This window comes from Pseudomonas sp. NPDC087336, from assembly GCF_044744285.1.
Taxonomy (GTDB): domain Bacteria; phylum Pseudomonadota; class Gammaproteobacteria; order Pseudomonadales; family Pseudomonadaceae; genus Aquipseudomonas.
Map to the genome: position 1 here is coordinate 55,939 of NZ_JBIUYA010000016.1, position 25,263 is coordinate 81,201.

A 25,263-nucleotide genomic window follows, 5' to 3' on the forward strand; every position below is an offset into this window, starting at 1 on the left:
AACTTAGGAAAAGACCTACGCGAAAAGAGGACGAAATCCCTTGGACGGCCAAGTCGCGGTCTTTTTCGCTGAAAGAAAGAGAATTGCCCTACCGGGTCATCTGAAATTTCCGCAGCAAACGGTAAACTTTCAGACAACCCGATGAGCGCAGTGCTTACCTCAGGAAGACAGGTAAGAGGAACGGGTCAGGCCCAGACGCAGGGCATCGAGGAATTGGGTGCGCTCGCTGGCACTGATACGAGCACTGGCGCACTTGTCGCGGTAGTGAGTCATCAGTTCTTCCGGCGACAGGTGCACGTAGCGCAGCATGTCTTCGATGGTGTCGTGGGTCTCGATACCGGCGTGGTACACGCTGCCGTCGGCGTTCTGGTAGATGTTCACCGAGTCGGTGTCACCGAACAGGTTGTGCATGTCGCCGAGGATTTCCTGGTAGGCGCCGACCAGGAACACGCCCAGCAGGTAGTCCTCGCCTTCGTTCAGAGCGTGCACCGGCAGGCTGGTTTCGATGCTCTGCTCGTCGACGTACTGGTTGATCTTGCCGTCGGAATCGCAGGTCAGGTCCTGCAGTACCGCGCGACGCAGAGGCTCTTCGTCCAGGCGGTGCAGCGGGATGATCGGCAGTACCTGGTCGATGGCCCAGGTGTCCGGCAGGCTCTGGAACACCGAGAAGTTGCAGATGTACTTGTCGGCCAGCTTGTCGTTGAGCTCGTCCAGCACCTGGCGATGGGAACGCTGACGTGCCTTCAAGGAGTTGTGCAGGCGACGGCATACGGCGAAGTAGCATTGCTCGGCCAGGGCTTTTTCCGCCAGGGTCAGCTTGCCATCGGCGTACTGGGCGGCAACATCGCTCATGTAGTGCGTGGCGCGCCAGTAGGTTTCGGTGACCATCTCGATGTCGGTCGGGCCCAGCAGATCCACCAGCCACTGCACGGTTTCCGGCAGCGCTTCCTTGTTCTCGATCTGTGGCACGTCGTCGTTGTGTTTCTCGACGTCGGTCACCTGGATCACCAGCATGGCGTGGTGGGCGGTCAGGGAGCGGCCGCTCTCGGAGAAAATGTTCGGGTGCGGCAGGCTCTGCGCGTCGCAGAATTCCTTGAGCATCCCGACCACGACACCGGCGTAATCGTCCATGTCGTAGTTGATCGAACTGGCGTTACGCGAGTGCGTACCGTCGTAGTCCACGCCCAGGCCACCGCCGACGTCGATGTGATCGACCGGCAGGCCGAGGTTGCGCAATTCGCCGTAGTAACGGATCGCTTCCTTGAAGCCGTGCTGGTAGTCCGCCAGGTTGGCGATCTGCGAACCCATGTGGAAGTGCAACAGGCGGATGCCTTGGTCCAGGCCCGCGGCGCGGAAGCGCTCGACTACCGACAGCAATTGCGCCGCCGACAGGCCGAACTTGGATTTCTCGCCACCGGTGTCGGCCCACTTGCTCGACGCCAGGGACGACAGGCGCACGCGCAGGCCAACCTGTGGCTTGACCTTGAGCGAGGCGGCTTCTTCGATCACCAGGCCGACTTCGGATTCTTTCTCGATCACGATGAACACGTTGTGGCCAAGCTTCTGGCCCATCAGCGCCAGGCGGATGAACTCGCGGTCCTTGTAGCCGTTGCAGACGATGGTGCCGCCCTTCGGCGCCAGCGCCAGCACCGCCAGAAGCTCTGGCTTGGAGCCGGCTTCCAGGCCGATGGAGACGTTCTGGGTAGCGATGATGTTCTCGATCACCGCTTCTTGCTGGTTCACCTTGATCGGGTACAGCGCGGTGTACTTGCTCTGGTATTCCAGGCGCTCGATGTTGGCGTCGAACGCACCGGTCAGCTGACGCACGCGGTCTTGCAGGATGTCCGGGAAACGTACCAGCAGCGGCAAGGACAAGCCGCTTTCGCGCAGCTGTTCGACTTGCTCGAACAGATCGATGGGTGAGCTGCTCGGGCCGTTGGGACGAACTTCGACGCGACCGGCGTCATTGATCGCGAAGTACCCGGCCCCCCAATGGCGAATCCCGTAAACACTGCGGCTGTCCGCAACTGTCCATTGGCTGCCATCGTCTTTGCGTGTGCGTCGTACGGACATTGAAGTCCCCTATAAAGAAGTCATAGTGCGTCGCCTGGATTCAGGCCGGCGCAGTCTAAAGAATGAAAATGACGGTTCGTCAACGAAGGGATAGACCTCGCCGACCGCAGTGAGTTTAGAAACCGGTCATGAACAGGCTCTGTGAAAACCATGGTGACGACGCCAGGCCTGTACTCAGGCAGGTCTGGATCAAGCCGCGGGTGGTTTTCACAGAGGCTGCTAGCCGCCGGACTTCTTCGCCTTGAAACCGTGCTTGATCAGCTCAGCCAAGAGTAGCTCGACATGATCGCCCTGGATTTCAATGATCCCGTCTTTCAACGCCCCACCGGTACCACAGCGTTTTTTCAACGTTGTGGCCAGCTCCTTGAGTGCGTCTTCGGCCAAGGGCACGCCGGTGATGGTGGTCACCGTCTTGCCGCCACGGCCCTTGCTTTCACGACGCACGCGCGCAATGCCGTCGCCGGCCGGGATAACGGTCTGTTTGCAGATGCAGGCGTCAACCGGTTTACTGCATTCCGGGCAATGACGACCTGCGTCGGTGGAAAATACCAGGCCACCAAGGGCGGCGAAGGATGCGGCTTTTTTGGCCACCGGCAATCCTCTTGGGAGGACAAAGACTGGTCGCGGCAACCTGGGCAGGTGCCATCGACCGCGAAGCCCCACTCAGGCAGGGGCAGCGCTACTGAAACGGTAAAACCTTCATTTCACTGTAGGAGCGAACTTGCTCGCGATGGACGTCAACGATGACGCGGGGCATCAGTCAGTCCGTGTCGTTCTTGCGTTTTTCGCGAGCAAGCTCGCTCCTACAACAGAAAGCAATGCCGTTACAGTTTGAAAAGGTCGCGCAGTGTAACGGCAAAAACGCCGATTGCTAAGAGCCAATCGGCGCCAATTTATAGCTGTATTGCGACGTCTTGCCCGCGAGACTTCAGATAGCGTTTCAATGCCGCCAAAGAGTCCGGGCAGTAAGGCTTTTGCTCGATATCCCGCAGCACTTGCCCGATGGGCATGAAGCGCGCTTCCAGCACCTCTTCCGGCTGCAGGATCAGCGGGCCGTCCCACACCGCCGAAAACGCCGAACACCAGAGGCGATTGCCGGTGTCCTCGAAGAAAAAATGGTCGTGAACGGCCAATTCCACCCCGCTCACCCCCAGTTCCTCTTCCAGCTCCCGGGCGGCCGACTCGGCATAGGTTTCGCTGGCGAGCACCATCCCGCCCGCCGCCACGTCCCAATAACCCGGATAGATCGCCTTGCTCAGAGTGCGCCGGTGTACGCAAAGCTCACCGGCGGAGTTGAACAACATGATGTAGGTACCGCGCCCGATCAACCCGCGCTCGCGCAAGTCGGACCGGACCAAGGCGCCGAGCAGATTGTCCTGCTCGTCGACCCAGGCGATCTGTTCGGCATCCGAGGCCGCCCGATGGGCGGCCTCGCGCAGGTTATCGATAGAGCTATCGGCCATGGCTCAACCCTGATTCAGCAATTGACGCAAATCGATCACCGCGGCGTTGGCCCGGGAGATGTAGTTGGCCATCACCAGCGAGTGGTTGGCCAGCACGCCGAAACCGCTGCCATTGAGGATCATCGGGCTCCAGACCGCTTCCTGCGATGCTTCCAGTTCACGAATGATCTGGCGCACGCTGACCGTGGCGTTCTTCTTGGCCAGCACATCGGCGAAGTCCACCTCGATGGCGCGCAGCAAATGCGACAACGCCCAGGCCTGGCCGCGGGCTTCGTAGAACACGTTGTCGATCTGCAGCCATGGGGTTTCGACGATCTCTTCATCGACCTGCGGCACCTGCCCAGGGGCCACCACTTCGGTTTTCAGCGCCGTGTTGAGTTTGACCCGGCCAACGCTGGCCGACAGGCGTTGCGACAGCGAACCCAGACGGGTACCGACATCACCCAGCCAGTTGTTCAGGTTATCGGCACGGGCAAAGAACAGCGCGCTCTTCTGGTTCGGATCGGACAGGCGAGTCTGATAGCGGGTCAGGGAGTTGATGCCCTCCTGGAACTCGGACTCACTGGATGGCAGCACCCAGCTTTTATTGTCGAAGTTGAAGCGCGGCTCGGCCTTTGCCAGGTCGGCGTCTTCGGTGGACTGCGACTGCGAGCGGGCGAAGTCTTTACGCAACGCACGGCTCAGATCGCGCACCTGCACCAACACGCCATATTCCCAGCTCGGCATGTTGTCCATCCACAGGCCTGGCGGCAGGCGGTCGTTGGAAATGTAGCCGCCCGGCTTGTTCAACAGGGTACCGGCGACACTCTTGAGGGTTTCCACCGTGGTGTAGCCGACCACCATCTGCTTGCCGTCCCGTTCGGCGGCCAACTGCGCATTCTGCTGCACCGGAAACAGGTCAGGTTCCGCGCTCCAGTACCAACCCAGAGCAATCGTCACCAGCAGGTAGATGCCAATCAACGTGGCCAGCGCCCGGCTGAAAAACAGGCCGCCCAGATAACTGCGGGTTGCCGACTTCGGTTCAGCGGCACGTTCAGGCGCGCTACCGGCGCGGTTCTTCCAGTCCAGCATGGCGATATCCTTTCAATTACTTGCGTTCATCGATTCGACCACAACCATACAACAACGTGCCTTTGCCCGGCACCCGCCGTTGGCTTTACAGCGAAATTTATCCCATTACCCCTAAGGGAATCCCCTAGACCACCGAGAACGAAAACCTGTCCGGCTTCTGGCAATGCCACCGCTGCCCCGGGTACTGGGCGCCAGCAGCCTGAGGATTGCACTCGATGCCGGCCAAGCCCAAGGATTGCTGGACCTGCGCAAGAACTGGCGGGCAATTGGCGACTGTTTAGTCAGAAACTGAATGGGTGGGTGTCGCAGATTATTAACGTACGACACTCATGTAACGGAAAAGAGATGCTAGCATAGAGCCACCAGTCGACCTCAGCGTACCCCCTAACCAGTAGTCAGGATATGACCGAGCCAGAAGACCCCAGCCGCGAGCGCCTCAAGCATCACTTTGCCCAGCGGGTAATTCATCAAGCACGTCAGATTCTTGAGCTATGGCAACGCCTGCAACGCAATGAATGGTCGACCCAGGAACTGGCGGAACTGAGCGAGGCCAACCTTCGCCTGTTGCGTTTCGCCGAACGCTTCGAACAACCCGAACACACGCAACTGGCGCGTCTCATCGGCCAGTCCCTGGAGGCTGTCGACGCCAATCGCGGACGCCTCAGCAGCGGCCTGATCAGCGACCTCAACCGATTGATGCAACGCCTGTCGCGCACCGGCCTGCGCCATGGCGATCAGCTCGACCAAACGTTCCTGCCGCCCTTGCGCAAACCGGTCTATGTGATGCTGCAGGATCATGACCGTGCCGAGCGACTGGCCAAACAGCTGGAGTTTTTCGGCCTCAGCGCCCAATCCCTGGAGAGCGTGCCGGCATTCCGCGCCTCGATGGTCGAGCGCCTGCCCTCAGCCATCGTTATGGACGTTGACTTCAGCGGCCCTGGCGTCGGCCTGAAACTGGCGGCCGAAGCCCAGGAAGGTCTCGACCAGCGTTTGCCACTGCTGTTTTTCAGCCTGCATGAAACCGACACCCCGACCCGCCTCGCCGCCGTGCGCGCCGGTGGCCAGGAGTTCCTGACCGGCACCCTTGAGGCATCAAGCCTGCTGGAAAAAATCGAAGTGCTGACCTGCGTCGCCCAGTACGAGCCTTATAAAGTGCTGATCATCGACGATTCGCGCGCCCAGGCCTTGCACACCGAACGCCTGCTCAACAGCGCGGGGATCATTACCCGGACCTTGCTCGAGCCGATCCAGGCCATGGCCGAGCTGGCGGACTTCCAACCGGACCTGATCATCCTCGACATGTACATGCCGGCCTGCACTGGTACGGAGCTGGCCAAGGTGATCCGCCATAACGACCGTTATGTCAGCGTGCCGATCATTTACCTGTCGGCCGAGGATGACCTCGACAAGCAACTCGACGCCATGAGCGAGGGCGGTGACGACTTCCTGACCAAACCCATCAAGCCCCGGCACCTGATCACCACCGTGCGCAACCGGGCGGCACGGGCACGCAACCTCAAGGCACGGATGGTGCGCGACAGCCTCACCGGCCTGTACAACCACACGCACATCCTGCAATTGCTCGAAGACTGCAGCTTTCGCGCTCGCCGCGAGGGCAAGCCGCTAAGCTTCGCGATGCTCGACATCGACCACTTCAAGCGCGTCAACGACAGTCACGGCCACCCCATGGGCGACCGGGTGATCAAGAGCCTGGCGCTGTTCCTCAAGCAGCGCTTGCGCAAGACCGACTTCATCGGCCGCTACGGTGGCGAAGAGTTCGCCATTGTCATGCCCGATACCGACCTCGACGCGGCCGTCAAAGTGCTCGACGACATCCGCAAGCGTTTTGCCGAGATTCATTATCCCGCGCAACCCCAGGATCTCTGGTGCACGTTCAGCGCCGGAGTGGTGGACCTCAGCGAACACTCCGACAGCCTGTTGATGGCCAGCCAGGCGGATGAGGCGCTATACCGTGCCAAAGGCGCGGGACGCAACCGGGTGCAGGCCGCCCGAGCATAAAAGCAGAGTGCCACTTTTTCATCGAAAGAGCCCGATACGGTCATAACCCTGTAACACAAACGCAATAACTTCAGGCACTTACCATTCTGCCGTTGGTAGTCCTTGATGCGCCTGAAACTGCTGACCAATCTCAATACCCTGCTTTTAGTTGCCGTGTGCGTGGCCCTTGGCGCCACACTCTGGTGGTCGCAAAAAGCCCTCGAACGCCCCTATCTGTTGATGGAGCGCTATCTGGGCTTATCCCAGCAATTCCAGAATGACGTGGCACGCAATATTGTGGATTACCTCGCCAGCGGCGATGCGCTGCGCTTGAGCAGCGCCAGCCAGGCCATCGACACACTGCACGGTGAGCTCGGCGAGTTGCCACCGGACCTGGCTGAAACCTTGCGCCCGAGCCTGACCAACCTGGATGAATTCAGCAAAACCGATCTGCTGGCCGCCGGCAAGCTCGCGGGCGACCCACAGGCCCTGCTCCTGCAAGCCGAACGAGAGCTGGGCGCCAGCCTTGACCAACTCAGCCAGTACGCCAGTGGCAACGCGAGCTACCTGGCCCCGCTACTCACCGCCTCCCAGCACCTGGGCAAGCTGTCACTGGCCCGGGACAAACTGGTCAGCAGCGGCCGCAGCGAACTGGCCGCCGATGTCGAGCGCGAAATCAACAACATCCGCAGCCAGGCCGAACAGCTGGACGCCCTGCCGTTATTGGGCGTGACGGCCAGCGCTGAATCGAACACGGATGATTTCGCCGCGATGATGGGCCTGGAGAACAGCGAGAAAGCCGCCGCCGAAGATGCCGGCGTCGGTTTAAAGCGTGAGCTCAACAGCCTGCTCGGCCGCTACCCGGCGGAACTTTCGCGCACCCGCGAGCAGATCCAGAAACGCGCCGAACTCAGTGCCGCGACGCACCTGAAAATCGCCGCCGTGCAACAAGCCATCGCCGGGCTGGAGCCGGTGGTACGCGCCCAGCACGGGCAGATCCAGAGTGAAGTCCGAATGATGCAGGGGCTGATGATCGGCTTGATTCTGTTGATCGCCCTGCTGATCGACACCCTGCAACGACGCCTGGCGCGGACCCTGACCAACCTCGCGCCGGCCTTGTCGACCTGGGCGGAAGGCGATTTCAGCCGGGATATCCAACTGGGCAACACCAACCGCGAACTGCATGATATCGAAGCCTCGCTCAATCGCTTGCGCGCCTACCTGGTGGACCTGGTGGGGACCATTCGGCTCAATGCCGAACAGGTCGCCGGCAGCAGTCGAACCCTGGCCGAACTGAGCAATGACCTGCACAGCGGCGCCGAACACCAAGCCGGCGACACGGCAATGATCCGCGATTCCCTCGGCGAACTGGAAGCGACCATCCAGCAAGTCGCCGGCGACGCCAGCCAGGCCGCCGATGCCAGCCGCCATGCCGGCCAGGCGGTCGAACATGGCCAGAGAGTCATTGGCCTGAGCCTCACCGGCCTGCATGCGCTGGTGGGCGAAGTGCAAGGTAATGCGCAGATGATCGAGCACCTTGCCGAAGAGTCCGCGACCATCGGTGGCGTACTGACGGTGATCCGCTCGATTGCCGACCAGACGAACCTGCTGGCCTTGAACGCCGCCATCGAAGCGGCTCGGGCCGGGGAAATGGGCCGCGGCTTTGCCGTAGTGGCCGAAGAAGTGCGCTCGCTGGCACAACGCACCGCCGGGGCCACGGCCGACATCCAGACCCTGATCGCCGGCCTGCAAACCGCGGCGCGCCAATCGGTCGAAGGCATGCGCGCCCAGGTCGAACACGCCGAAGCCACCGCCAACCAGGCGCAGGCGGCGGACGGGGCGCTGGATAAGATCGTCGGGGCGATCCAGACCATATCCGACACCGCGGTACGCATCGCCGATGTCACCGCCCAGCAGAGCGGTGCAGTCAGTGAAATCCGCGACCACAGCGAGCGCATTCACCAGTTGGGTGGGGATAACTTGCTGCGTATCGGCCAGGGGCGTGAGCAAGGGGAGAATTTGTTGGTGTTGGGTGGGCGACTGCACACTGCCGTTCAAGCCTTCCGCGTCTGACCGCCCCCTCCTGATCGTTCCCACGCTCTGCGTGGGAACGATCACCTTGTCTCGCGCACTCGGCTATCATCCCCCCAATTCCGATACGCGAGATCGTCATGCGCCGTTTGCTTTGCCTGCTGCTTTTAGTACTCGCCCTGCCGGCCACCGCCGGCGGGTTGCTGGAGAGTCGCCCCAGTTCAACCCTGGGCTCGATCAACAACAGCGCCGATTTCCTGCCGGTGCGTGAAGCCTTTAAGTTGAGCCTGGTAGAAAGCACGCCGCAATCAATCAAGCTGCGCTTCGTCGCCACCGAGGGCTATTACCTTTACCGGCATCGCTTCCAGTTCCGCGCCGACCCGGCCGATGTCACCCTCGGCCCGGCACAACTGCCCAAGGGCGAACAAAAGCACGATGAGTACTTCGGCGATGTCGAGGTCTACCACGGCGTACTCGATGTAGAACTGCCGCGCACCGATCAACGCGCTTTCACGCTGGTGGTAACCTATCAGGGCTGTGCCGACAAAGGCCTGTGTTATCCACCGGAAACCGAGCGCCTGGGCATCGACGGCAGCGGCCCGACGACAACCCATGCCTGGAACTGGCGCGAGTTGGCGCTGTTTTTCCTGGCAGGCCTGGGCCTGACCTTCACCCCGTGCGTGCTGCCCATGCTGCCGATCCTTTCCGGCGTGGTGTTGCGTGGCCAGGTCGGCGGCTGGCGTGGTTTCAATCTGTCGTTGGCCTATGTGCTGCCGATGGCCATCTGTTTCGCATTGCTGGGTGCGCTCATGGGCCTGTTCGGTGCCCAGCTCAATCTGCAGGCACGCCTGCAATCGGCCTGGGTGCTGGTGCCGTTCGCGATGTTTTTTGCGCTGTTTGCCCTGGCAATGTTCGGCGTCTTCGAACTCAAATTACCCCACGCCATCAGCAGTCGCCTGGACCGCATTGCCGGGCGCACCGAGGGCGGCTCGCTGTGGGGCGCCGCGGTATTGGGCGTGGTTTCCAGCCTGTTGGTTTCGCCCTGCGTCTCGGCGCCGCTGGCCGGTGCGCTGCTGTACATCAGCGCCAGTGGCGATGCACTGGGCGGCGCCCTGAAACTGTTCATGCTTGGCTTGGGCATGGGTGCGCCGCTATTGCTGGTGGCCACCGGCGGAGCCGCCTGGTTGCCGAAAAGCGGACCGTGGCTGATCTACGTGAAAAACGCGATTGGCGTGTTGTTGCTGGGCCTGGCGATCGCCTTGCTCAGCCGGGTGCTGCCGGGCCAGATCACTTTGCTGCTGATCGGCCTGCTGGCCGCTGGCGTCGGGTTGTTCATGGGAGCACTGGAGTTCGTCTACAAACCGCCGCGAAAACGCCTGGGCCAATTGCTCGGGATATTCCTGCTGTTTTATGCGCTGGCCTGTTGGTACGGCGGCTTCAGTGGCCAGACCGATCCGTTCAACCCGGTCAGCCAGCCGCCCATGGTAGTTGGCAACGAGCCCGTGCAAAACCCCAGCGCCTGGCAAACCGTCAGCACCCCGGCAGACCTCGACCGCGTGCTCGCCGAAGCCCGCTCGTCCGGCACCCCGCTGCTGCTCGACTGGTACGCCGACTGGTGCATCAGCTGCAAAGTCATCGAACATGAAGTGCTCAACGATGCCAACGTCGTCGAACGCCTCAAGGGCTATCGGCTGATCCGCTTCGACATCACCGCCAGCAACGCCGAACAACGTGCCCTGCTCGACCGCTACCAACTGTTCGGCCCTCCCGCCCTGATGTTTTTCGGCAAGGACGGCGTCGAACGCGTCGATGTGCGGGTCATTGGCGAGATCAATGCCAGGGACTTCGCCGAACGTGTCGACAAGGCTAATGACCGGATTTAATCAGGCGGTCATATATTTCGCGCAAACATCGGTCATCGTGCTGGCTATTGCAGAGAACTGGACAGTCACAAAGGCTTTGCGGCATAGTCGCCGGGTTCTGACAAATGCACACGGATAACCAAGGAACAGCCGATGGCAACGCTACTCGTATTGCATGGACCCAACCTGAACCTGCTTGGCACCCGCGAACCGGGCACCTACGGCGCTACGACGCTGGCGCAGATCAACCAGGACCTGGAACGCCGCGCCCGTGAAGCCGGCCACCATTTGTTGCACCTGCAAAGCAATGCCGAGTACGAATTGATCGACCGTATCCATGCCGCCCGCAGCGAAGGCGTGGACTTCATTCTGATCAACCCAGCAGCTTTTACGCATACAAGTGTCGCATTACGTGACGCGCTGCTGGCGGTGAGCATCCCATTCATCGAAGTGCATTTGTCTAACGTGCACAAACGCGAACCTTTCCGCCATCACTCTTACTTCTCCGACGTAGCGGTAGGAGTGATCTGCGGCCTTGGCGCCAGCGGTTATCGACTGGCCCTGGAGGCCGCACTAGAGCAGCTTGAACAACAAGCTAAACGCCCCTGACCGACCCTTGGGAGTTGATGATTCATGGATATCCGTAAAGTTAAGAAACTGATCGAATTGCTGGAAGAGTCCGGCATCGACGAGCTCGAGATCAAGGAAGGCGAAGAGTCCGTACGCATCAGCCGTCATAGCAAGACCCCGGCTCAGCAGTACTATGCGCCAGCTCCAATGCCTGCTCCGGTTGCCGCGCCTGCCGCTGCCGCCGCTCCGGCTGTCGCTGCCGCCCCTGCAGCTCCGGCCGCGCCAGCATTGAACGGCGCCGTTGCCCGTTCGCCGATGGTCGGTACGTTCTACCGCAAGTCTTCGCCAACCTCGCCGTCCTTCGTTGAAGTCGGTCAGACCGTGAAGAAAGGCGACACCCTGTGCATCGTTGAAGCCATGAAGATGATGAACCACATCGAAGCTGAAACCAGCGGTGTGATCGAATCCATCCTCGTCGAAGACGGCCAGCCGGTTGAGTACGACCAACCGCTGTTCACCATCGTTTGAACTGCGGAGAGCCTTTGATGACTGCGAAGTTGGAAAAAGTTCTGATCGCCAACCGCGGTGAGATCGCACTGCGGATTCTGCGCGCCTGCAAAGAGATGGGCATCAAGACCGTCGCCGTTTATTCCAAGGCTGACAAGGAACTGATGCACCTGGGCCTGGCAGACGAGTCCGTCTGCATCGGTCCGGCATCGGCCGCCCACTCCTACCTGCATATCCCGGCAATCATTGCCGCGGCCGAAGTGACTGGCGCCACCGCCATTCACCCAGGCTACGGTTTCCTCGCGGAAAACGCCGACTTCGCCGAACAGGTCGAGAACTCCGGCTTCGCCTTCATCGGCCCGAAAGCTGAAACCATCCGCCTGATGGGCGACAAGGTTTCGGCCAAGCACGCGATGATCGCCGCTGGCGTACCGACCGTTCCAGGTTCCGACGGCCCGCTGCCGGAAGACGAAGAAACCGCTTTGCGCATCGGTCGCGAAGTCGGATACCCGGTGATCATCAAGGCCGCTGGCGGCGGCGGTGGTCGCGGCATGCGCGTGGTGCACAAGGAAGAAGACCTGATCGCATCGGCGAAACTGACCCGCTCCGAAGCGGGCGCAGCGTTCGGCAACCCGATGGTCTATCTGGAAAAATTCCTGACCAACCCGCGTCACGTGGAAGTCCAGGTACTTTCCGACGGCCAGGGCAACGCCGTGCATCTGGGCGACCGCGACTGCTCGCTGCAACGCCGTCACCAGAAAGTCCTCGAAGAAGCGCCGGCACCGGGCATCGACGAGAACGCGCGTGAAGAAGTCCTCGCCCGCTGCGTCAAGGCGTGCATCGACATTGGCTACCGTGGCGCCGGCACTTTCGAGTTCCTGTACGAGAACGGCCGCTTCTACTTCATCGAGATGAACACTCGTGTCCAGGTAGAGCACCCGGTATCGGAAATGGTCACCGGCATCGACATCGTCAAGGAGATGCTCAGCATCGCCGCCGGCAACAAGCTGTCGTTCACCCAGGATGACGTGGTCATCCGCGGTCACGCACTGGAATGCCGGATCAACGCCGAAGACCCGAAAACCTTCATGCCGAGCCCGGGCACGGTCAAGCACTTCCACGCACCAGGCGGCAACGGCGTTCGCGTCGATTCGCACCTGTACAGTGGCTATGCCGTTCCGCCGAACTACGACTCGTTGATCGGCAAGCTGATCACCTACGGCGCAACCCGTGACGAAGCCATGGCGCGCATGCGCAACGCGCTGGACGAGATCGTTGTCGACGGGATCAAGACCAACATCCCGCTGCACCGCGACCTGACCCGCGACGAAGGCTTCTGCAAAGGGGGCGTGAACATTCACTACCTCGAGCACAAGCTGGCTGGCGAGAAGCACTAAGCTTCGACCCATCAACAAGGCCGCCTTCGGGCGGCCTTGTTGTTTCTGAACATTACACACCCCCCCCGTAGGAGCGAGGCTTGCCCGCGAACCAGTCGCTGCGGTGTGTCAGGCGGAACAATGCGCCCCCCCCTTCGCGGGCAAGCCTCGCTCCTACGAAGAGCACGCTAGTGTCGACCTGTCGTCTTCTGCCTCGCGCTCGCGTAAACTTGCGCGCTTCTCGCAGCCCGCTAGGCTGCAATCAATATTTTTCAAAGGTGCCCGCCATGCCTTGGCTGCAAGTCCGTCTCGCCATCAGCCCAGAACAAGCCGAAACCTACGAAGACGCTTTCCTTGAAGTGGGCGCCGTGTCGGTGACCTTCATGGACGCCGAAGATCAGCCGATTTTCGAGCCCGAACTCAACACCACGCCGCTGTGGTCCCACACTCACCTGTTGGCGCTGTTCGAAGGCGGCACCGAGCCAGGCCCGGTACTGGCTCACCTTGAGTTGCTGACCGGCAGCCCGCTGCCCGAGCATCACAGCGAAGTAATCGAAGACCAGGACTGGGAGCGCAGCTGGATGGACAACTTCCAGCCCATGCGTTTCGGCCAGCGCCTGTGGATCGTGCCGAGCTGGCACGCCGCGCCCGAGCCAGACGCCGTGAACCTGTTACTGGATCCGGGCCTGGCCTTCGGCACCGGCACTCACCCGACCACCGCGCTGTGCCTGGAATGGCTCGACGGCCAAGACCTGAAGGACTGCAACGTGCTGGACTTCGGCTGCGGCTCGGGGATTCTGGCGATTGCCGCACTGCTGTTGGGCGCCAAACAGGCCGTGGGCACCGATATCGACGTGCAGGCGCTGGAAGCTTCCCGTGACAACGCCGGGCGCAACGGCATCGCCGACGAACTGTTCCCGCTGTACCTGCCCGAAGACCTGCCGCAGGTTCAGGCCGATGTGCTGGTGGCCAATATTCTTGCCGGCCCGCTGGTTTCGCTGGCGCCGCAGTTGTCGGGCCTGGTCCGTCCGGGCGGTCGCCTGGCACTGTCGGGCATCCTCGCCGAGCAAGGCGATGAAGTGGCCGCAGCCTATGCCAAGGACTTCGATCTGGACCCGATCGCCAATCGCGATGGCTGGGTGCGCATCACTGGCCGTCGGCGCTAGAATGGACGCCTGCATCTACCGGATCGCCGCATGACCGACAGTTTCGTCACCCAGTGCCCGCATTGCCAAACCAGCTTCCGCGTCAGCCATGCCCAATTGAGCGTGGCCCGCGGGGTCGTTCGTTGTGGCTCATGCCTGCAGGTGTTCAACGCCGCCAAGCAACTGCTGGAGCAGGCCGGCAAGGAAGCACCCGTGCCGACGCCGGCACCTCGGGAGACCGTCGAACCGCCGCCGCAGCGCGCCATCAGCCAAAAACAATGGACCGCCACCGAGCTGGACCTGGACAGTCTCGACCTGGACGAAGAACTCGCCCGGCTTGAACAGCGGGAAATCCAGCCGACCACCGAGTTCGGCCGGCACCGCGAAGACACACTCAGCGCTCGCCGCGACAGCGCCGAGCACGACGAAGCCCCCTGGCCCGACAGCCTGTTCAGCGAGTCAGCTGCCGATCGCGCCCAAGCGGCCGACACACTTGACGCGCTCGATGCGCTCGACACACCACCGCCACCGAGCGAACCCACGCGCACCGAACCGTCGCTGTCACTGGAACCGGTGGACCTGGACGATGAACCGCAGCCTGCGCAACTGCGCCTGAACGACCCACTCGTCCCCCCTGTACATCACGAGCGTATGACGGCAACGACAGAGATCGACGACGACCTGCCTTCGATCGAGCCGCCGCGTAAGCGTCGCGAACGCAGCGAAGCAGGCGTTCGCGCCGAAGCGCTGCAGGACCTGACCGACGATCCACTGCAACTGGATTGGCAAAAACGTCGTTCGCCATGGGGTCGTCGGCTGTTCTGGCTGTTGTTGATCCTGCTGGGAGCCGGTGCACTCGTCGGCCAATACGTCGCCTACCATTTCGACGAGCTGGCGCGCCAGGACCAGTACCGCCCCTGGTTCCAGCAACTGTGCCCGCAAATTGGCTGCACGGTGCCCTCAAAGGTCGACATCGCGAAAATCAAGAGCAGCAACCTGGTGGTGCGCAGCCACCCCGAGTTCAGCGGCGCCCTGGTGGTCGATGCGATCATCTACAACCGCGCCCCTTTCTCGCAGCCCTTCCCGCTGCTGGAGCTGCGCTTTGCCGATCTCAACGGCCACCTGATCGCCAGCCGCCGCTTCAAGCCCGGCGAGTACCTCAACGGCGACCTCGAAGGCAAGGTGGAGATGCCTCCGCAAACGCCAATTCACATCGCCCTCGACATCCTCGACCCTGGCGCCAAAGCGGTGAATTACAGCCTGAGCTTCCACTCCCCCGAGTGAAACGATTCACTGATCGGCCATTGACGACGGCTTCATGACGTTGCCCGCCCGGACCAAACCGCTGGCAATAACAGAATAACTGTTCAGATTTTGTTCAATTCAGCCTTTATCCAGTCATCGAGAGCGGGTATCATGCCAACCCTTTTTCGAACTCTCATGATCCGGCCCCACACCAGGGAAGTCCTATGTCGGCGGTACGCATCGGTCCATACACATTACACAACGGCTTGATTCTCGCCCCGATGGCGGGTGTCACCGACCAACCCTTTCGTCAGCTGTGCAAGCGATTGGGCGCGGGACTAGTAGTCTCGGAAATGGTCACCAGCGACATGAGTCTGTGGAACACCCGCAAGTCACGCATGCGCATGATCCATGCAGGTGATCCCGAGCCACGCTCGGTGCAGATCGCCGGTGGTGACGCACAGATGCTGGCGGATGCAGCCCGGGCCAATGTCGAGCTGGGTGCGCAGATTATTGATATCAACATGGGCTGTCCGGCCAAGAAGGTCTGCAACAAGGCCGCCGGCTCCGCGCTGTTGAAAGATGAAGCATTGGTAACCGAGATCCTTCAGGCCGTCGTGGCCGCGGTCGATGTACCGGTTACCCTGAAGATCCGCACCGGCTGGGACCGGGACAACAAGAACGGCCTGACGGTGGCGAAGATCGCCGAACAGGCAGGCATTACGGCGCTGGCGGTGCATGGGCGCACCCGTGCCGACCTGTATACCGGTGAAGCCGAGTACGACACCATTGCCGCGATCAAGCAGGCGGTGTCGATGCCGGTCTTCGCCAACGGCGATATCGATTCGCCAGAAAAGGCCCGGTACGTGCTCGACGCGACCGGTGCCGATGGCCTGTTGGTGGGCCGGGCTGCCCAGGGGCGGCCATGGATTTTTCGCGAGATCGACCATTTCCTGCGTACCGGCGAGAAGCTCCCGGCGCTGGACCTGATCGAGGTGGAACGCATCCTGCTAGAGCATCTGGTTGCACTGCACGCCTTCTATGGAGACGTGATGGGCGTACGCATTGCTCGAAAGCATGTGGGCTGGTATCTCGCAACCTTGCCGGGCGCCAGGGAGTTTCGCGCCCACTTCAATCGTTTGGATGGTACGGAAGCACAATGCGCCAACGTTCGGGAGTTCTTTGCCGGGCGTTACAAGAGCCTGACAGGGGACGGAGAGTGGGTGGCCGCATGACGATGATGACCGAGACTTTAGTGAGTGGAACAACACCCGTGAGCGACAACGTGAATTTGAAACAGCACCTCAATACGCCAAGCGAAGAAGGCCAGACCCTTCGCGGGAGTGTCGAGAAGGCGCTGCACAATTATTTCGCCCACCTTGAGGGCGCTGCCGTCACGGACGTGTACAACCTGGTGCTCTCCGAAGTCGAGGCTCCCCTGCTCGAGTGCGTGATGAACTACGTCAAGGGCAACCAGACCAAGGCCAGCGAGATGCTCGGATTGAACCGGGGCACGCTGCGCAAGAAACTCAAGCAGTACGATTTGCTGTAAGCATTCAATCAAACCAGAAAGGCGCCCGCGTAAGACCGGTCGCCTTTTTTGCTGACTCCTTTGCTTTTGATGGAAATTGAGATGACCGACCAGACTACCCGCCTGCCGATCCGCCGCGCCCTGATCAGCGTTTCCGACAAGACCGGAATCCTCGAATTCGCCAAGGAGCTTGAAGCCCTGGGTGTCGAGATTCTCTCCACCGGCGGGACGTTCAAGCTGCTGCAGGACAACGGCGTTGCCGCAGTGGAAGTCGCGGATTACACCGGCTTCGCCGAAATGATGGACGGCCGGGTGAAAACCCTGCACCCGAAAATCCACGGCGGGATCCTCGGTCGTCGCGGTATCGACGACGCCATCATGAACGAGCACGGCATCAAGCCGATCGACCTGGTAGCGGTCAACCTGTATCCGTTCGAAGCCACCATCAACAAACCTGGCTGCGACCTGCCGACCGCCATCGAGAACATCGACATCGGCGGCCCGACCATGGTTCGTTCAGCAGCCAAGAACCACAAGGACGTGGCCATCGTGGTCAACGCCAGCGATTACGCCAGCGTCCTGGAAAACCTCAAGGCCGGTGGCCTGACCTACGCCCAGCGTTTCGACCTGATGCTCAAGGCCTTCGAACATACCGCCGCCTACGACGGCATGATCGCCAACTACATGGGCACCGTGAACCAGGCGGCTGACACCCTCAGCACTGAAGGTCGCAGCGAATTCCCGCGCACCTTCAACAGCCAGTTCATCAAGGCCCAGGAAATGCGCTACGGCGAGAACCCGCACCAGAGCGCGGCGTTCTACGTTGAAGCCAAGCCTGCCGAAGTCGGCATCGCCACCGCGACCCAGCTGCAAGGCAAAGAGCTTTCCTACAACAACGTGGCCGACACCGATGCCGCGCTGGAATGCGTGAAGAGCTTCGTCAAGCCGGCCTGCGTGATCGTCAAGCACGCCAACCCGTGCGGCGTGGCCGTCAGCCCGGACGCCGAAGGCGGCATCCGCAAGGCCTACGACCTGGCCTACGCCACAGATACCGAGTCGGCATTCGGCGGCATCATTGCCTTCAACCGTGAACTGGACGCCGAGACCGCCAAGGCCATCGTCGAGCGTCAGTTCGTCGAAGTGATCATTGCCCCGAGCGTCAGCGAAGAAGCCCGCGCCATCGTCGCCGCCAAGGCCAACGTGCGCCTGCTGGCTTGTGGCGAGTGGTCGGCGGATCGCGCCGCTGCCTGGGACTACAAGCGCGTCAACGGTGGCCTGCTGGTGCAGAGCCGCGACATCGGCATGATCGGCGCCGATGACCTGAAGGTCGTGACCAAGCGTGCCCCGACCGAACAGGAAATCCATGACCTGATCTTCGCCTGGAAAGTCGCCAAGTACGTCAAGTCCAACGCCATCGTCTACGCCAAGAACCGTCAGACCATCGGTGTCGGCGCGGGCCAGATGAGCCGCGTTAACTCTGCGCGTATTGCTGCAATCAAGGCAGAGCATGCCGGCTTGCAGGTAGTGGGTTCGGTCATGGCTTCCGACGCCTTCTTCCCGTTCCGCGACGGTCTGGACAATGCGGCCAAGGCGGGCGTGACGGCTGTGATCCAGCCAGGCGGCTCAATGCGTGACAACGAAGTGATCGCTGCAGCTGACGAAGCCGGCATCGCCATGGTGTTCACCGGCATGCGCCACTTCCGTCACTGATTTCTTTGCTTGATCGTACCCACGCTCTGCGTGGGCACGCAGCCCGGGACGCTCCGCGTCCCTCGGACGCAGAGCGTCCGTAGAGGCATTCCCACGCAGAGCGTGGGAACGATCAGTCCCCTACAGAATTAGCGTCATCCGAGGTTTTTGAAATGAATGTTTTGATCATTGGCAGCGGTGGCCGTGAACACGCCCTGGCCTGGAAAGTGGCTCAGGATCCTCGTGTGCAGAAAGTGTTCGTGGCACCCGGTAACGCCGGCACCGCCATCGAAGCCAAATGCGAGAACGTCGCCATCGACGTGCTGGCCCTTGAGCAACTCGCGGACTTCGCCGAGAAAAACGTTTCCCTGACCATCGTCGGCCCGGAAGTGCCGCTGGTCGCCGGTGTGGTCGACCTGTTCCGCTCCCGTGGCCTGGACTGCTTTGGTCCGACCGCCGGCGCTGCGCAGCTTGAAGGTTCGAAAGCGTTCACCAAGGACTTCCTGGCGCGCCACAAGATCCCGACCGCCGACTACCAGAACTTCACCGAGATCGAGCCAGCCCTGGCTTATCTGCGTGAAAAAGGCGCGCCGATCGTGATCAAGGCCGATGGCCTGGCCGCTGGCAAAGGCGTGATTGTCGCCATGACCCTGCGCGACGCCGAAGACGCCGTGCGCGACATGCTGGCAGGCAATGCCTTCGGCGACGCTGGCTCGCGCGTGGTGATCGAAGAGTTCCTCGACGGCGAAGAAGCCAGCTTCATCGTCATGGTCGATGGCAAGAACGTCTTGCCAATGGCTACCAGCCAGGACCACAAGCGCGTCGGCGACGGCGACACCGGACCGAACACGGGCGGCATGGGTGCCTACTCCCCTGCCCCGGTTGTAACCAGCGAAGTACACAAGCGCGTCATGGACCTGGTGATCTGGCCGACCGTGCGCGGCATGGCCGAGGAAGGCAACGTCTACACGGGCTTCCTGTATGCAGGCCTGATGATCGACAAGGCTGGCAACCCGAAAGTCATCGAATTCAACTGCCGTTTCGGTGACCCGGAGACCCAACCGGTCATGCTGCGTTTGCAGTCGAGCCTGGTACTGCTGGTGGAAGCAGCCTTGGCGCAGGCGCTGGACAAGGTCGAAGCGCAATGGGATCCACGTCCGAGCGTCGGCATCGTCCTGGCGGCAGGCGGCTATCCTGGTGACTACGCCAAGGGTGCGGCCATCAAGGGCCTGGATGCAGCGGCGGCACTTGACGGCAAGGTCTTTCACGCCGGTACCGCACTCAAGGACGGTCAAGTCGTGACCGCCGGTGGCCGCGTGCTTTGCGCCACGGCCATGGGCGCCAGCGTCGATGCAGCCCAACAGCAGGCTTACAAGCTGGCGGCCAGCATCGATTGGGAAGGCTGTTTCTATCGCAAGGACATTGGCTACCGCGCCATTGCCCGCGAGCGCGGCGAACAGGAATAAGGCAACATTTCGACAGGCAGGGGCTTGCGACCCTTGCCTGGCTATTCCGGCGCCGCGCATAGTTATATTCTGGCATTAACCTACGAAGGGATTTCGCCGTGCGCTGGCTCAGGATTGCCATAAGTCTAACCGTCACGTTGCTGACCTTGCTCTGCATGCTCCCGGCCCAGGCCGCGCAAGGCAGTGGCTGGGCGGTATTGCTCGACGAACAGGGTGACCTACAGCTGAGCGACATCCGCTCCGCCCGCTACACCAATCAATTCAGCCCCATCGAACTCGACCACCTCACGGCGGCCGAGCCTGACGGTGCGCTATGGCTGCGTTTCCGGCTCGCACCGGGCAAGCATGAACAATTGCTGCGGGTGTTCGCGCCCGACCTGCTGCACTTCAACATGTATGTGCTGGACGGCGACAAGCTGATTGACCAGTCACAGACAGGCAATGAACAACCCCTGGCGGACCGACCCTTGCCCAGCAGCGACTTCATGCTGCCGCTGCCGCAAAGCGACAAGACCCTGGATGTCTACCTGCGACTGGTTTCTGAACACCAGTTGCGACCCTATATCACCTTGCAATCTGCGGTCGTCACCGCGGCCAACCAGAACCAGACGCTGATCTACGGACTGCTGCTGGGCTGCATTTGCATGCTGATCCTGCACAACCTCATCCGCTACGCCTATACCCGCTCGACCAGCAGTGTCTGGCTGGCGGTGTGCGAAGCCTTGCTGATGCTCAGCCTGGTGCTGTTGTTGAACCTGGCGGGCCCCTGGATCCCGGACTGGCAGGCCGTGCAGACGCCCGGCGCCTATCTCGCCTTGCTGCTGACGGCCCCCAGCGGGCTGATATTTGCCTATCGCTTCTTCAAGCCCCTCGGGCCACATCCGCTGAACAAGCTGATCGTGGGCGACATCCTGTTCATCATGATCTGCAGTCTGCTGCTGCTGTTCGTCAACACGCTGCCGCTCAATATCATCACCTACGCACTGGTCGCCCTGGCAGGCCTCAGCATGTTGTTCGTCAGCACCTATCACTGGCAAAAAGGTTATCGCCCGGCGCGGCTATTCGTGGCGGCCATGGTGGTGTTCAACCTTGGCACCCTGATCATCCTGCCAGCCTTGCTGGGGCTGACCCTGATCGAACCCCATGACCTGATCACCACCCTGCTGGCATTCATCTGCATCAGTGGCCTGTTGATGAGCATTGCCCTGAGCGAACGCCAGCGCAGCATCACCGAAGCGCGTTTCAGCATCAGCCGCGACCTGGCGGCCAGCAACGCCGAGATCAATGCCAAGGCTGAGTTCCTGGCAAAGATCAGCCATGAGATCCGCACCCCGATGAATGGCGTGCTGGGCATGACCGAGTTGTTGCTGGGCACACCGCTGTCGGTCAAGCAGCGCGACTATGTGCAGACCATCCACAGCGCAGGCAACGAACTGCTGACATTGATCAACGAGATTCTCGACATCTCCAAACTCGAGTCCGGACAGATCGAACTCGACGATGTGCAGTTCGATCTCAACGCACTGATCGAAGACTGCCTGAGCATCTTCCGCGCCAAGGCCGAGCAGCAGAACGTCGAACTGATCAGCTTCATTCAGCCACAAGTTCCGCGCGTCATCAGCGGTGACCCGACGCGCCTGCGCCAAACCTTGCTGAGCCTGCTGGAAAACGCCCTGAAGAAAACCGACGAAGGCGAGATCCTGATCGTCGTCGCCCTCGACGAACGCAGCAGCCATCCTCGCTTGCGCATCGCCGTGCAGGACAGCGGCGAACCGATGGATGCCGAAGAGCGCGACGCGCTGATGCACGCCGAACTGCACAGCAAGCATTTCCTCTCGACCAACCACCTGGGCGGTAATCTGGGGCTGGTGATCGCCCGTCAGCTGATCCGCCTGATGCAAGGCGAATTCGGCATCAAGAGTGGCAACAACCAGGGCAGCACCTTGTGGCTGACCTTGCCCATGGACCCGGACCGCCTGGAGCATCCAACCTGCGACCTCGATGGCCCGCTGCAGGGTGCGCGGGTGTTGGTGGTGGATGACAACGACACGTGCCGCAAGGTGCTGGTGCAGCAGTGCAGCGCCTGGGGCCTGAACGTCAGCGCGGTGCCCTCGGGCAAGGAGGCCTTGGCGCTGTTGCGCACCAAGGCGCACCTGCGTGACTACTTCGATGTGGTCCTGCTGGACCAGAACATGCCCGGCATGACCGGCATGCAACTGGCCGCCAAGATCAAGGAAGACCCGAGCCTGAACCACGACATCCTGCTGATCATGCTGACCGGCATCAGCAATGCGCCGAGCAAGATCATCGCGCGCAATTCGGGAATCAAACGCATCCTTGCCAAACCGGTGGCCGGCTATACCCTCAAGACCACCCTGGCCGACGAACTGACCCAGCGCAACAAGGGGCTGGCGGTGCCGCAGCACCTGCCACCCGGTCCGCCTCTGCCAATCAAGGTTCCCAGCGATTTCCGCATTCTGGTGGCCGAAGACAACAGCATTTCGACCAAGGTCATCCGCGGCATGCTGGGCAAGCTCAACCTGCAACCAGACACTGCCAGCAATGGCGAAGAAGCCCTGGTGGCCATGAAGGCGCATCGCTACGACCTGGTGCTGATGGACTGCGAAATGCCGATCCTCGACGGTTTTTCGGCGACCCAACAGCTGCGTGCCTGGGAAGTCGGCAATCAGCGCACTCGCACCCCGGTGGTGGCGTTGACCGCACACATCCTCGCCGAGCATAAGGAGCGTGCACGCCAGGCCGGCATGGATGGGCACATGGCCAAACCGGTCGAGCTCTCGCAATTGCGCGAATTGATCGAACACTGGGTTGCCCAGCGCGATCAGCAGAACCGCGCAACGACGCCAGCGTCCTGAGCCGACAGAGCCCCCGGCGCCTGTTAGACTCCCCCTCGACTTCCCCCACCAGTGAGCCTGCCCCATGCTCCACGTGTTGTTCAGCGTTTACCTGAAGATGTTGGTGCTCTATAGCCCGTTCTTCGTGTTGTCCTGCTTCATCAGCCTGACCCGCGGTTATTCGCGCAAGGAACAACGTCGACTGGCGTGGAAAGTGGCCATTGCCACGCTGGTCTCCAGCGTCTTGCTGTACCTGTTCGGGCGGGTGATTTTCAGCGTCTTCGGCATCACCGTGGACGCGTTCCGCATCGGCGCCGGCAGCGTGCTGTTCATCTCGGCGCTGGGCATGGCGCAAGGCAAGTCGGCGGTGCAGACCGATAATGTGCAGCAGGACGTGACCATCGTCCCCCTGACCATTCCGCTGACAGTCGGCCCAGGGACTATCGGTGCCCTGCTGGTAATGGGCGTCAGTCAGCCGCACTGGGACGACAAACTCACGGCCATTGTCAGTATTGCCCTGGCCAGCTTCACCGTCGGCGTGGTGCTGTACCTTTCCAACCGTATCGAACGGATCCTCGGTGATCAGGGCTTACAGATCGTCAGCCGCTTGATGGGCTTGTTCGTGTGTGCGTTGGCGGCGCAGATTATCTTTACCGGGGTGAAGGGGTATTTGGTGCCCTGAATGCACAAGGCACCTGCCAGGACCTGCTAAATCTTCAGGCTGGTGATCTCGAGACGTTCAGACTGCCGCCGTGCACCTAGCCACTGCACGGTATCCTCCCTGTACTCGCCATAAATGCCTGCATTGAAGCGAGCCGTATAAAAATACGCGTTTACCGCACCATGCAGATCGCTAAAAGCAAACTCACGCCCTGTGAAAAGCCTGCCGACTGGTCCGCGAGTATCAAAAAAAACCGAAGCGCTACTCAGGGACCCACGTTCATTGATCACCCCAATGCACGCCCTGATGCGCGTCAGCCCCTTCACTTTCAGCGCTGCCTGTTGGCGGAAGATCTGCTCCACGTTCAGCTTGTCCGGCAACTCGGCTACCTTATCCAAAACTGCCAGTAAAACGCTCGCCTGCTCACCATCCAGATTGTTTTCAAAGACCGTCGCAAACGCCTCTCTCAACGAGAACGCCTTTTCGGCAAGGGATGTAAAGGTACCGGTCGTCACATTTTGCCAATCGTAGATCCAGCCACACTCATACAAGGTACTTTTGTAAGCCTCGAACCAATCCAGGCCGTTCGGTTCGTCAGGGAAGTCTTCATCGGCAGCAAACTGAGTAAAAAGCAAAGCATCAATCACATCTTGTTTCGTTGCGGACGATAACGCTTTTGATACAGCCAGCACGCAACATCCATTGATGTAAATCGAATAATCCATCTGTATTTATCCTTCGTGCAAACCAGAGAAAAACACCTCTGACCCAGGCCAACTACCTTTACTTCCTGTGCCGCGCAAATCTTTTGGCCCGCACGTCTCTGCGCCGCAGCCCAAGGACAGACTCAATATCATCTTTTACTTCAGCGTAGGCAAAAGGATTGAAAGTGAGAAAATTTGAACCCTGGTAAATATCAACATTGGCGACCTTGAGATCAAAGAACATAACCTCGCCACCAAACTTATTACTTTCATGATTAACAGACGAAAAGGAAATGATAATGAGGCCATTCTTCGCTTGTTCACACGGCAATATGGCCAGCTTCACGCCTTTTGCTGTCACGACTTCGTAGTTGAACAACTTTACTGTTTCAGGTTCTTTTTCCAAAGCAGCCAATGTGGAGTCTGCCACGGCACTCAGCACCGTTGCACCGGGAATGGCGGCTTTTGCCGCAGCGATCCCCGCTTGGACAATAGACGTGACGACGTTTTTCATCGTCCCCGAGCCAGACTGCTTGTTGTATTCCACGCTCGCATGGACTGGAACAGCACACCCCATATCCAACATGCAATTGATAAATGCTCGATGCCACGCAGCGGGATTCGGATCATTTTTAGTTTCGTGATCGGCCTCCAGCTTCGAAAAACTGATGAGGTTTTCGATAATCATCATGTTCTCAAGCGATATACCATCGCCATAACCGATGAGTGAATTACCCAGAACCAAAGCATCCAGTTCCTTGGTAGGGCTCGAAGCAGCCGAATCCACTAAACTTCTTGCGCGAGGGGCGTCAACCAACAGTGCCTTGGCCCTGGCAAGACGCGCCTTGCCCAAATCCGTGCAACCCTTGAGAGCGTTTGTATCTTCAAAACTTTGCATATCCAACATTCCTTTGAATTCGTTTATAGCCCTCCTGGGCGTAAAAACGAATTTAACCCACTCCCTTACCGAGCAACAAACCCAATTAAATTTCCACATATGTAAAAGCTGAACAAGC

Annotated in this window: 19 protein-coding genes and 1 pseudogene; 14 read left to right on the forward strand and 6 right to left on the reverse strand. The window is 60.6% G+C overall.

From position 1 onward, the window contains the following. Positions 1–159 precede the first annotated feature (159 nt). The 4 genes from speA to ACIO0C_RS17535 form a co-directional block, all read right to left on the reverse strand. Positions 160–2,073, reverse strand: a complete 1,914-nt coding sequence (gene speA, locus ACIO0C_RS17520) for an arginine decarboxylase (protein WP_008058799.1) — start codon at positions 2,071–2,073, stop codon at positions 160–162. Positions 2,074–2,292: 219 nt separating this feature from the next. Then, positions 2,293–2,664, reverse strand: coding sequence for a translation initiation factor Sui1 (locus ACIO0C_RS17525; RefSeq protein WP_007914613.1), 372 nt, complete (start codon positions 2,662–2,664; stop codon positions 2,293–2,295). 302 nt (positions 2,665–2,966) lie between these two features. Further along, positions 2,967–3,536 (reverse strand): NUDIX hydrolase, encoded by a 570-nt coding sequence (locus tag ACIO0C_RS17530; protein ID WP_401314074.1) that lies wholly within the window; start codon positions 3,534–3,536, stop codon positions 2,967–2,969. Between the two features lie 3 nt (positions 3,537–3,539). After that, positions 3,540–4,607, reverse strand: a complete 1,068-nt coding sequence (locus ACIO0C_RS17535; protein ID WP_401314076.1) for a DUF2333 family protein — start codon at positions 4,605–4,607, stop codon at positions 3,540–3,542. Positions 4,608–5,009: 402 nt separating this feature from the next. On the opposite strand from ACIO0C_RS17535, the gene ACIO0C_RS17540 reads away from it, so the two are divergent. The 14 genes and pseudogenes from ACIO0C_RS17540 to ACIO0C_RS17605 all read left to right on the forward strand — a co-directional run bounded on the left by ACIO0C_RS17540 (position 5,010) and on the right by ACIO0C_RS17605 (position 23,564). Then, positions 5,010–6,626, forward strand: coding sequence for a diguanylate cyclase (locus ACIO0C_RS17540; RefSeq protein ID WP_401314077.1), 1,617 nt, complete (start codon positions 5,010–5,012; stop codon positions 6,624–6,626). A 1,536-nt stretch (positions 6,627–8,162) separates the two neighbouring features. After that, positions 8,163–8,678: pseudogene (locus ACIO0C_RS17545) on the forward strand (methyl-accepting chemotaxis protein); the annotation flags it as partial. A gap of 98 nt (positions 8,679–8,776) precedes the next feature. Next, complete coding sequence (locus ACIO0C_RS17550) at positions 8,777–10,519, forward strand: protein-disulfide reductase DsbD (RefSeq protein ID WP_401314079.1); 1,743 nt, start codon at positions 8,777–8,779, stop codon at positions 10,517–10,519. A 132-nt stretch (positions 10,520–10,651) separates the two neighbouring features. Further along, positions 10,652–11,107: a type II 3-dehydroquinate dehydratase gene (gene aroQ / locus ACIO0C_RS17555; protein ID WP_008058809.1), complete on the forward strand. Its 456-nt coding sequence runs from the start codon at positions 10,652–10,654 to the stop codon at positions 11,105–11,107. A 24-nt stretch (positions 11,108–11,131) separates the two neighbouring features. After that, the gene (gene accB / locus ACIO0C_RS17560) at positions 11,132–11,596 is read left to right on the forward strand and encodes an acetyl-CoA carboxylase biotin carboxyl carrier protein (protein WP_401314081.1); all 465 of its coding nucleotides are present in this window, start codon (positions 11,132–11,134) and stop codon (positions 11,594–11,596) included. Positions 11,597–11,613: 17 nt separating this feature from the next. Further along, complete coding sequence (gene accC / locus ACIO0C_RS17565; RefSeq protein ID WP_401314083.1) at positions 11,614–12,972, forward strand: acetyl-CoA carboxylase biotin carboxylase subunit; 1,359 nt, start codon at positions 11,614–11,616, stop codon at positions 12,970–12,972. Positions 12,973–13,238: 266 nt separating this feature from the next. Further along, positions 13,239–14,117: a 50S ribosomal protein L11 methyltransferase gene (gene prmA, locus ACIO0C_RS17570; RefSeq protein WP_008058831.1), complete on the forward strand. Its 879-nt coding sequence runs from the start codon at positions 13,239–13,241 to the stop codon at positions 14,115–14,117. A 30-nt stretch (positions 14,118–14,147) separates the two neighbouring features. Next, the gene (locus ACIO0C_RS17575) at positions 14,148–15,380 is read left to right on the forward strand and encodes a DUF3426 domain-containing protein (protein ID WP_401314086.1); all 1,233 of its coding nucleotides are present in this window, start codon (positions 14,148–14,150) and stop codon (positions 15,378–15,380) included. A 185-nt stretch (positions 15,381–15,565) separates the two neighbouring features. Then, entirely contained in the window at positions 15,566–16,576 is a 1,011-nt protein-coding gene (dusB, locus tag ACIO0C_RS17580) for a tRNA dihydrouridine synthase DusB (protein ID WP_401314088.1), read from the forward strand. Continuing rightward, positions 16,573–16,893: a DNA-binding transcriptional regulator Fis gene (fis, locus tag ACIO0C_RS17585; protein WP_015093301.1), complete on the forward strand. Its 321-nt coding sequence runs from the start codon at positions 16,573–16,575 to the stop codon at positions 16,891–16,893. Before dusB ends, fis begins: the two co-directional genes overlap by 4 nt. 81 nt (positions 16,894–16,974) lie before the next feature. Continuing rightward, on the forward strand, positions 16,975–18,582 hold the full coding sequence (gene purH / locus ACIO0C_RS17590; protein ID WP_401314090.1) for a bifunctional phosphoribosylaminoimidazolecarboxamide formyltransferase/IMP cyclohydrolase: 1,608 nt from the start codon (positions 16,975–16,977) through the stop codon (positions 18,580–18,582). A 152-nt stretch (positions 18,583–18,734) separates the two neighbouring features. Continuing rightward, positions 18,735–20,027: a phosphoribosylamine--glycine ligase gene (gene purD, locus ACIO0C_RS17595; protein ID WP_401314092.1), complete on the forward strand. Its 1,293-nt coding sequence runs from the start codon at positions 18,735–18,737 to the stop codon at positions 20,025–20,027. 98 nt (positions 20,028–20,125) lie between these two features. After that, complete coding sequence (locus tag ACIO0C_RS17600; protein WP_401314094.1) at positions 20,126–22,903, forward strand: response regulator; 2,778 nt, start codon at positions 20,126–20,128, stop codon at positions 22,901–22,903. Between the two features lie 64 nt (positions 22,904–22,967). Next, positions 22,968–23,564: a MarC family protein gene (locus ACIO0C_RS17605; RefSeq protein WP_008058841.1), complete on the forward strand. Its 597-nt coding sequence runs from the start codon at positions 22,968–22,970 to the stop codon at positions 23,562–23,564. 26 nt (positions 23,565–23,590) lie between these two features. Here the strand turns inward: ACIO0C_RS17605 and ACIO0C_RS17610 are convergent, their stop codons facing one another. Together ACIO0C_RS17610 and ACIO0C_RS17615 are read right to left on the reverse strand one after the other, a co-directional pair. Continuing rightward, positions 23,591–24,268: a hypothetical protein gene (locus ACIO0C_RS17610; RefSeq protein ID WP_401314096.1), complete on the reverse strand. Its 678-nt coding sequence runs from the start codon at positions 24,266–24,268 to the stop codon at positions 23,591–23,593. A gap of 58 nt (positions 24,269–24,326) precedes the next feature. Next, complete coding sequence (locus ACIO0C_RS17615) at positions 24,327–25,145, reverse strand: hypothetical protein (protein ID WP_401314098.1); 819 nt, start codon at positions 25,143–25,145, stop codon at positions 24,327–24,329. Positions 25,146–25,263 lie beyond the last annotated feature (118 nt).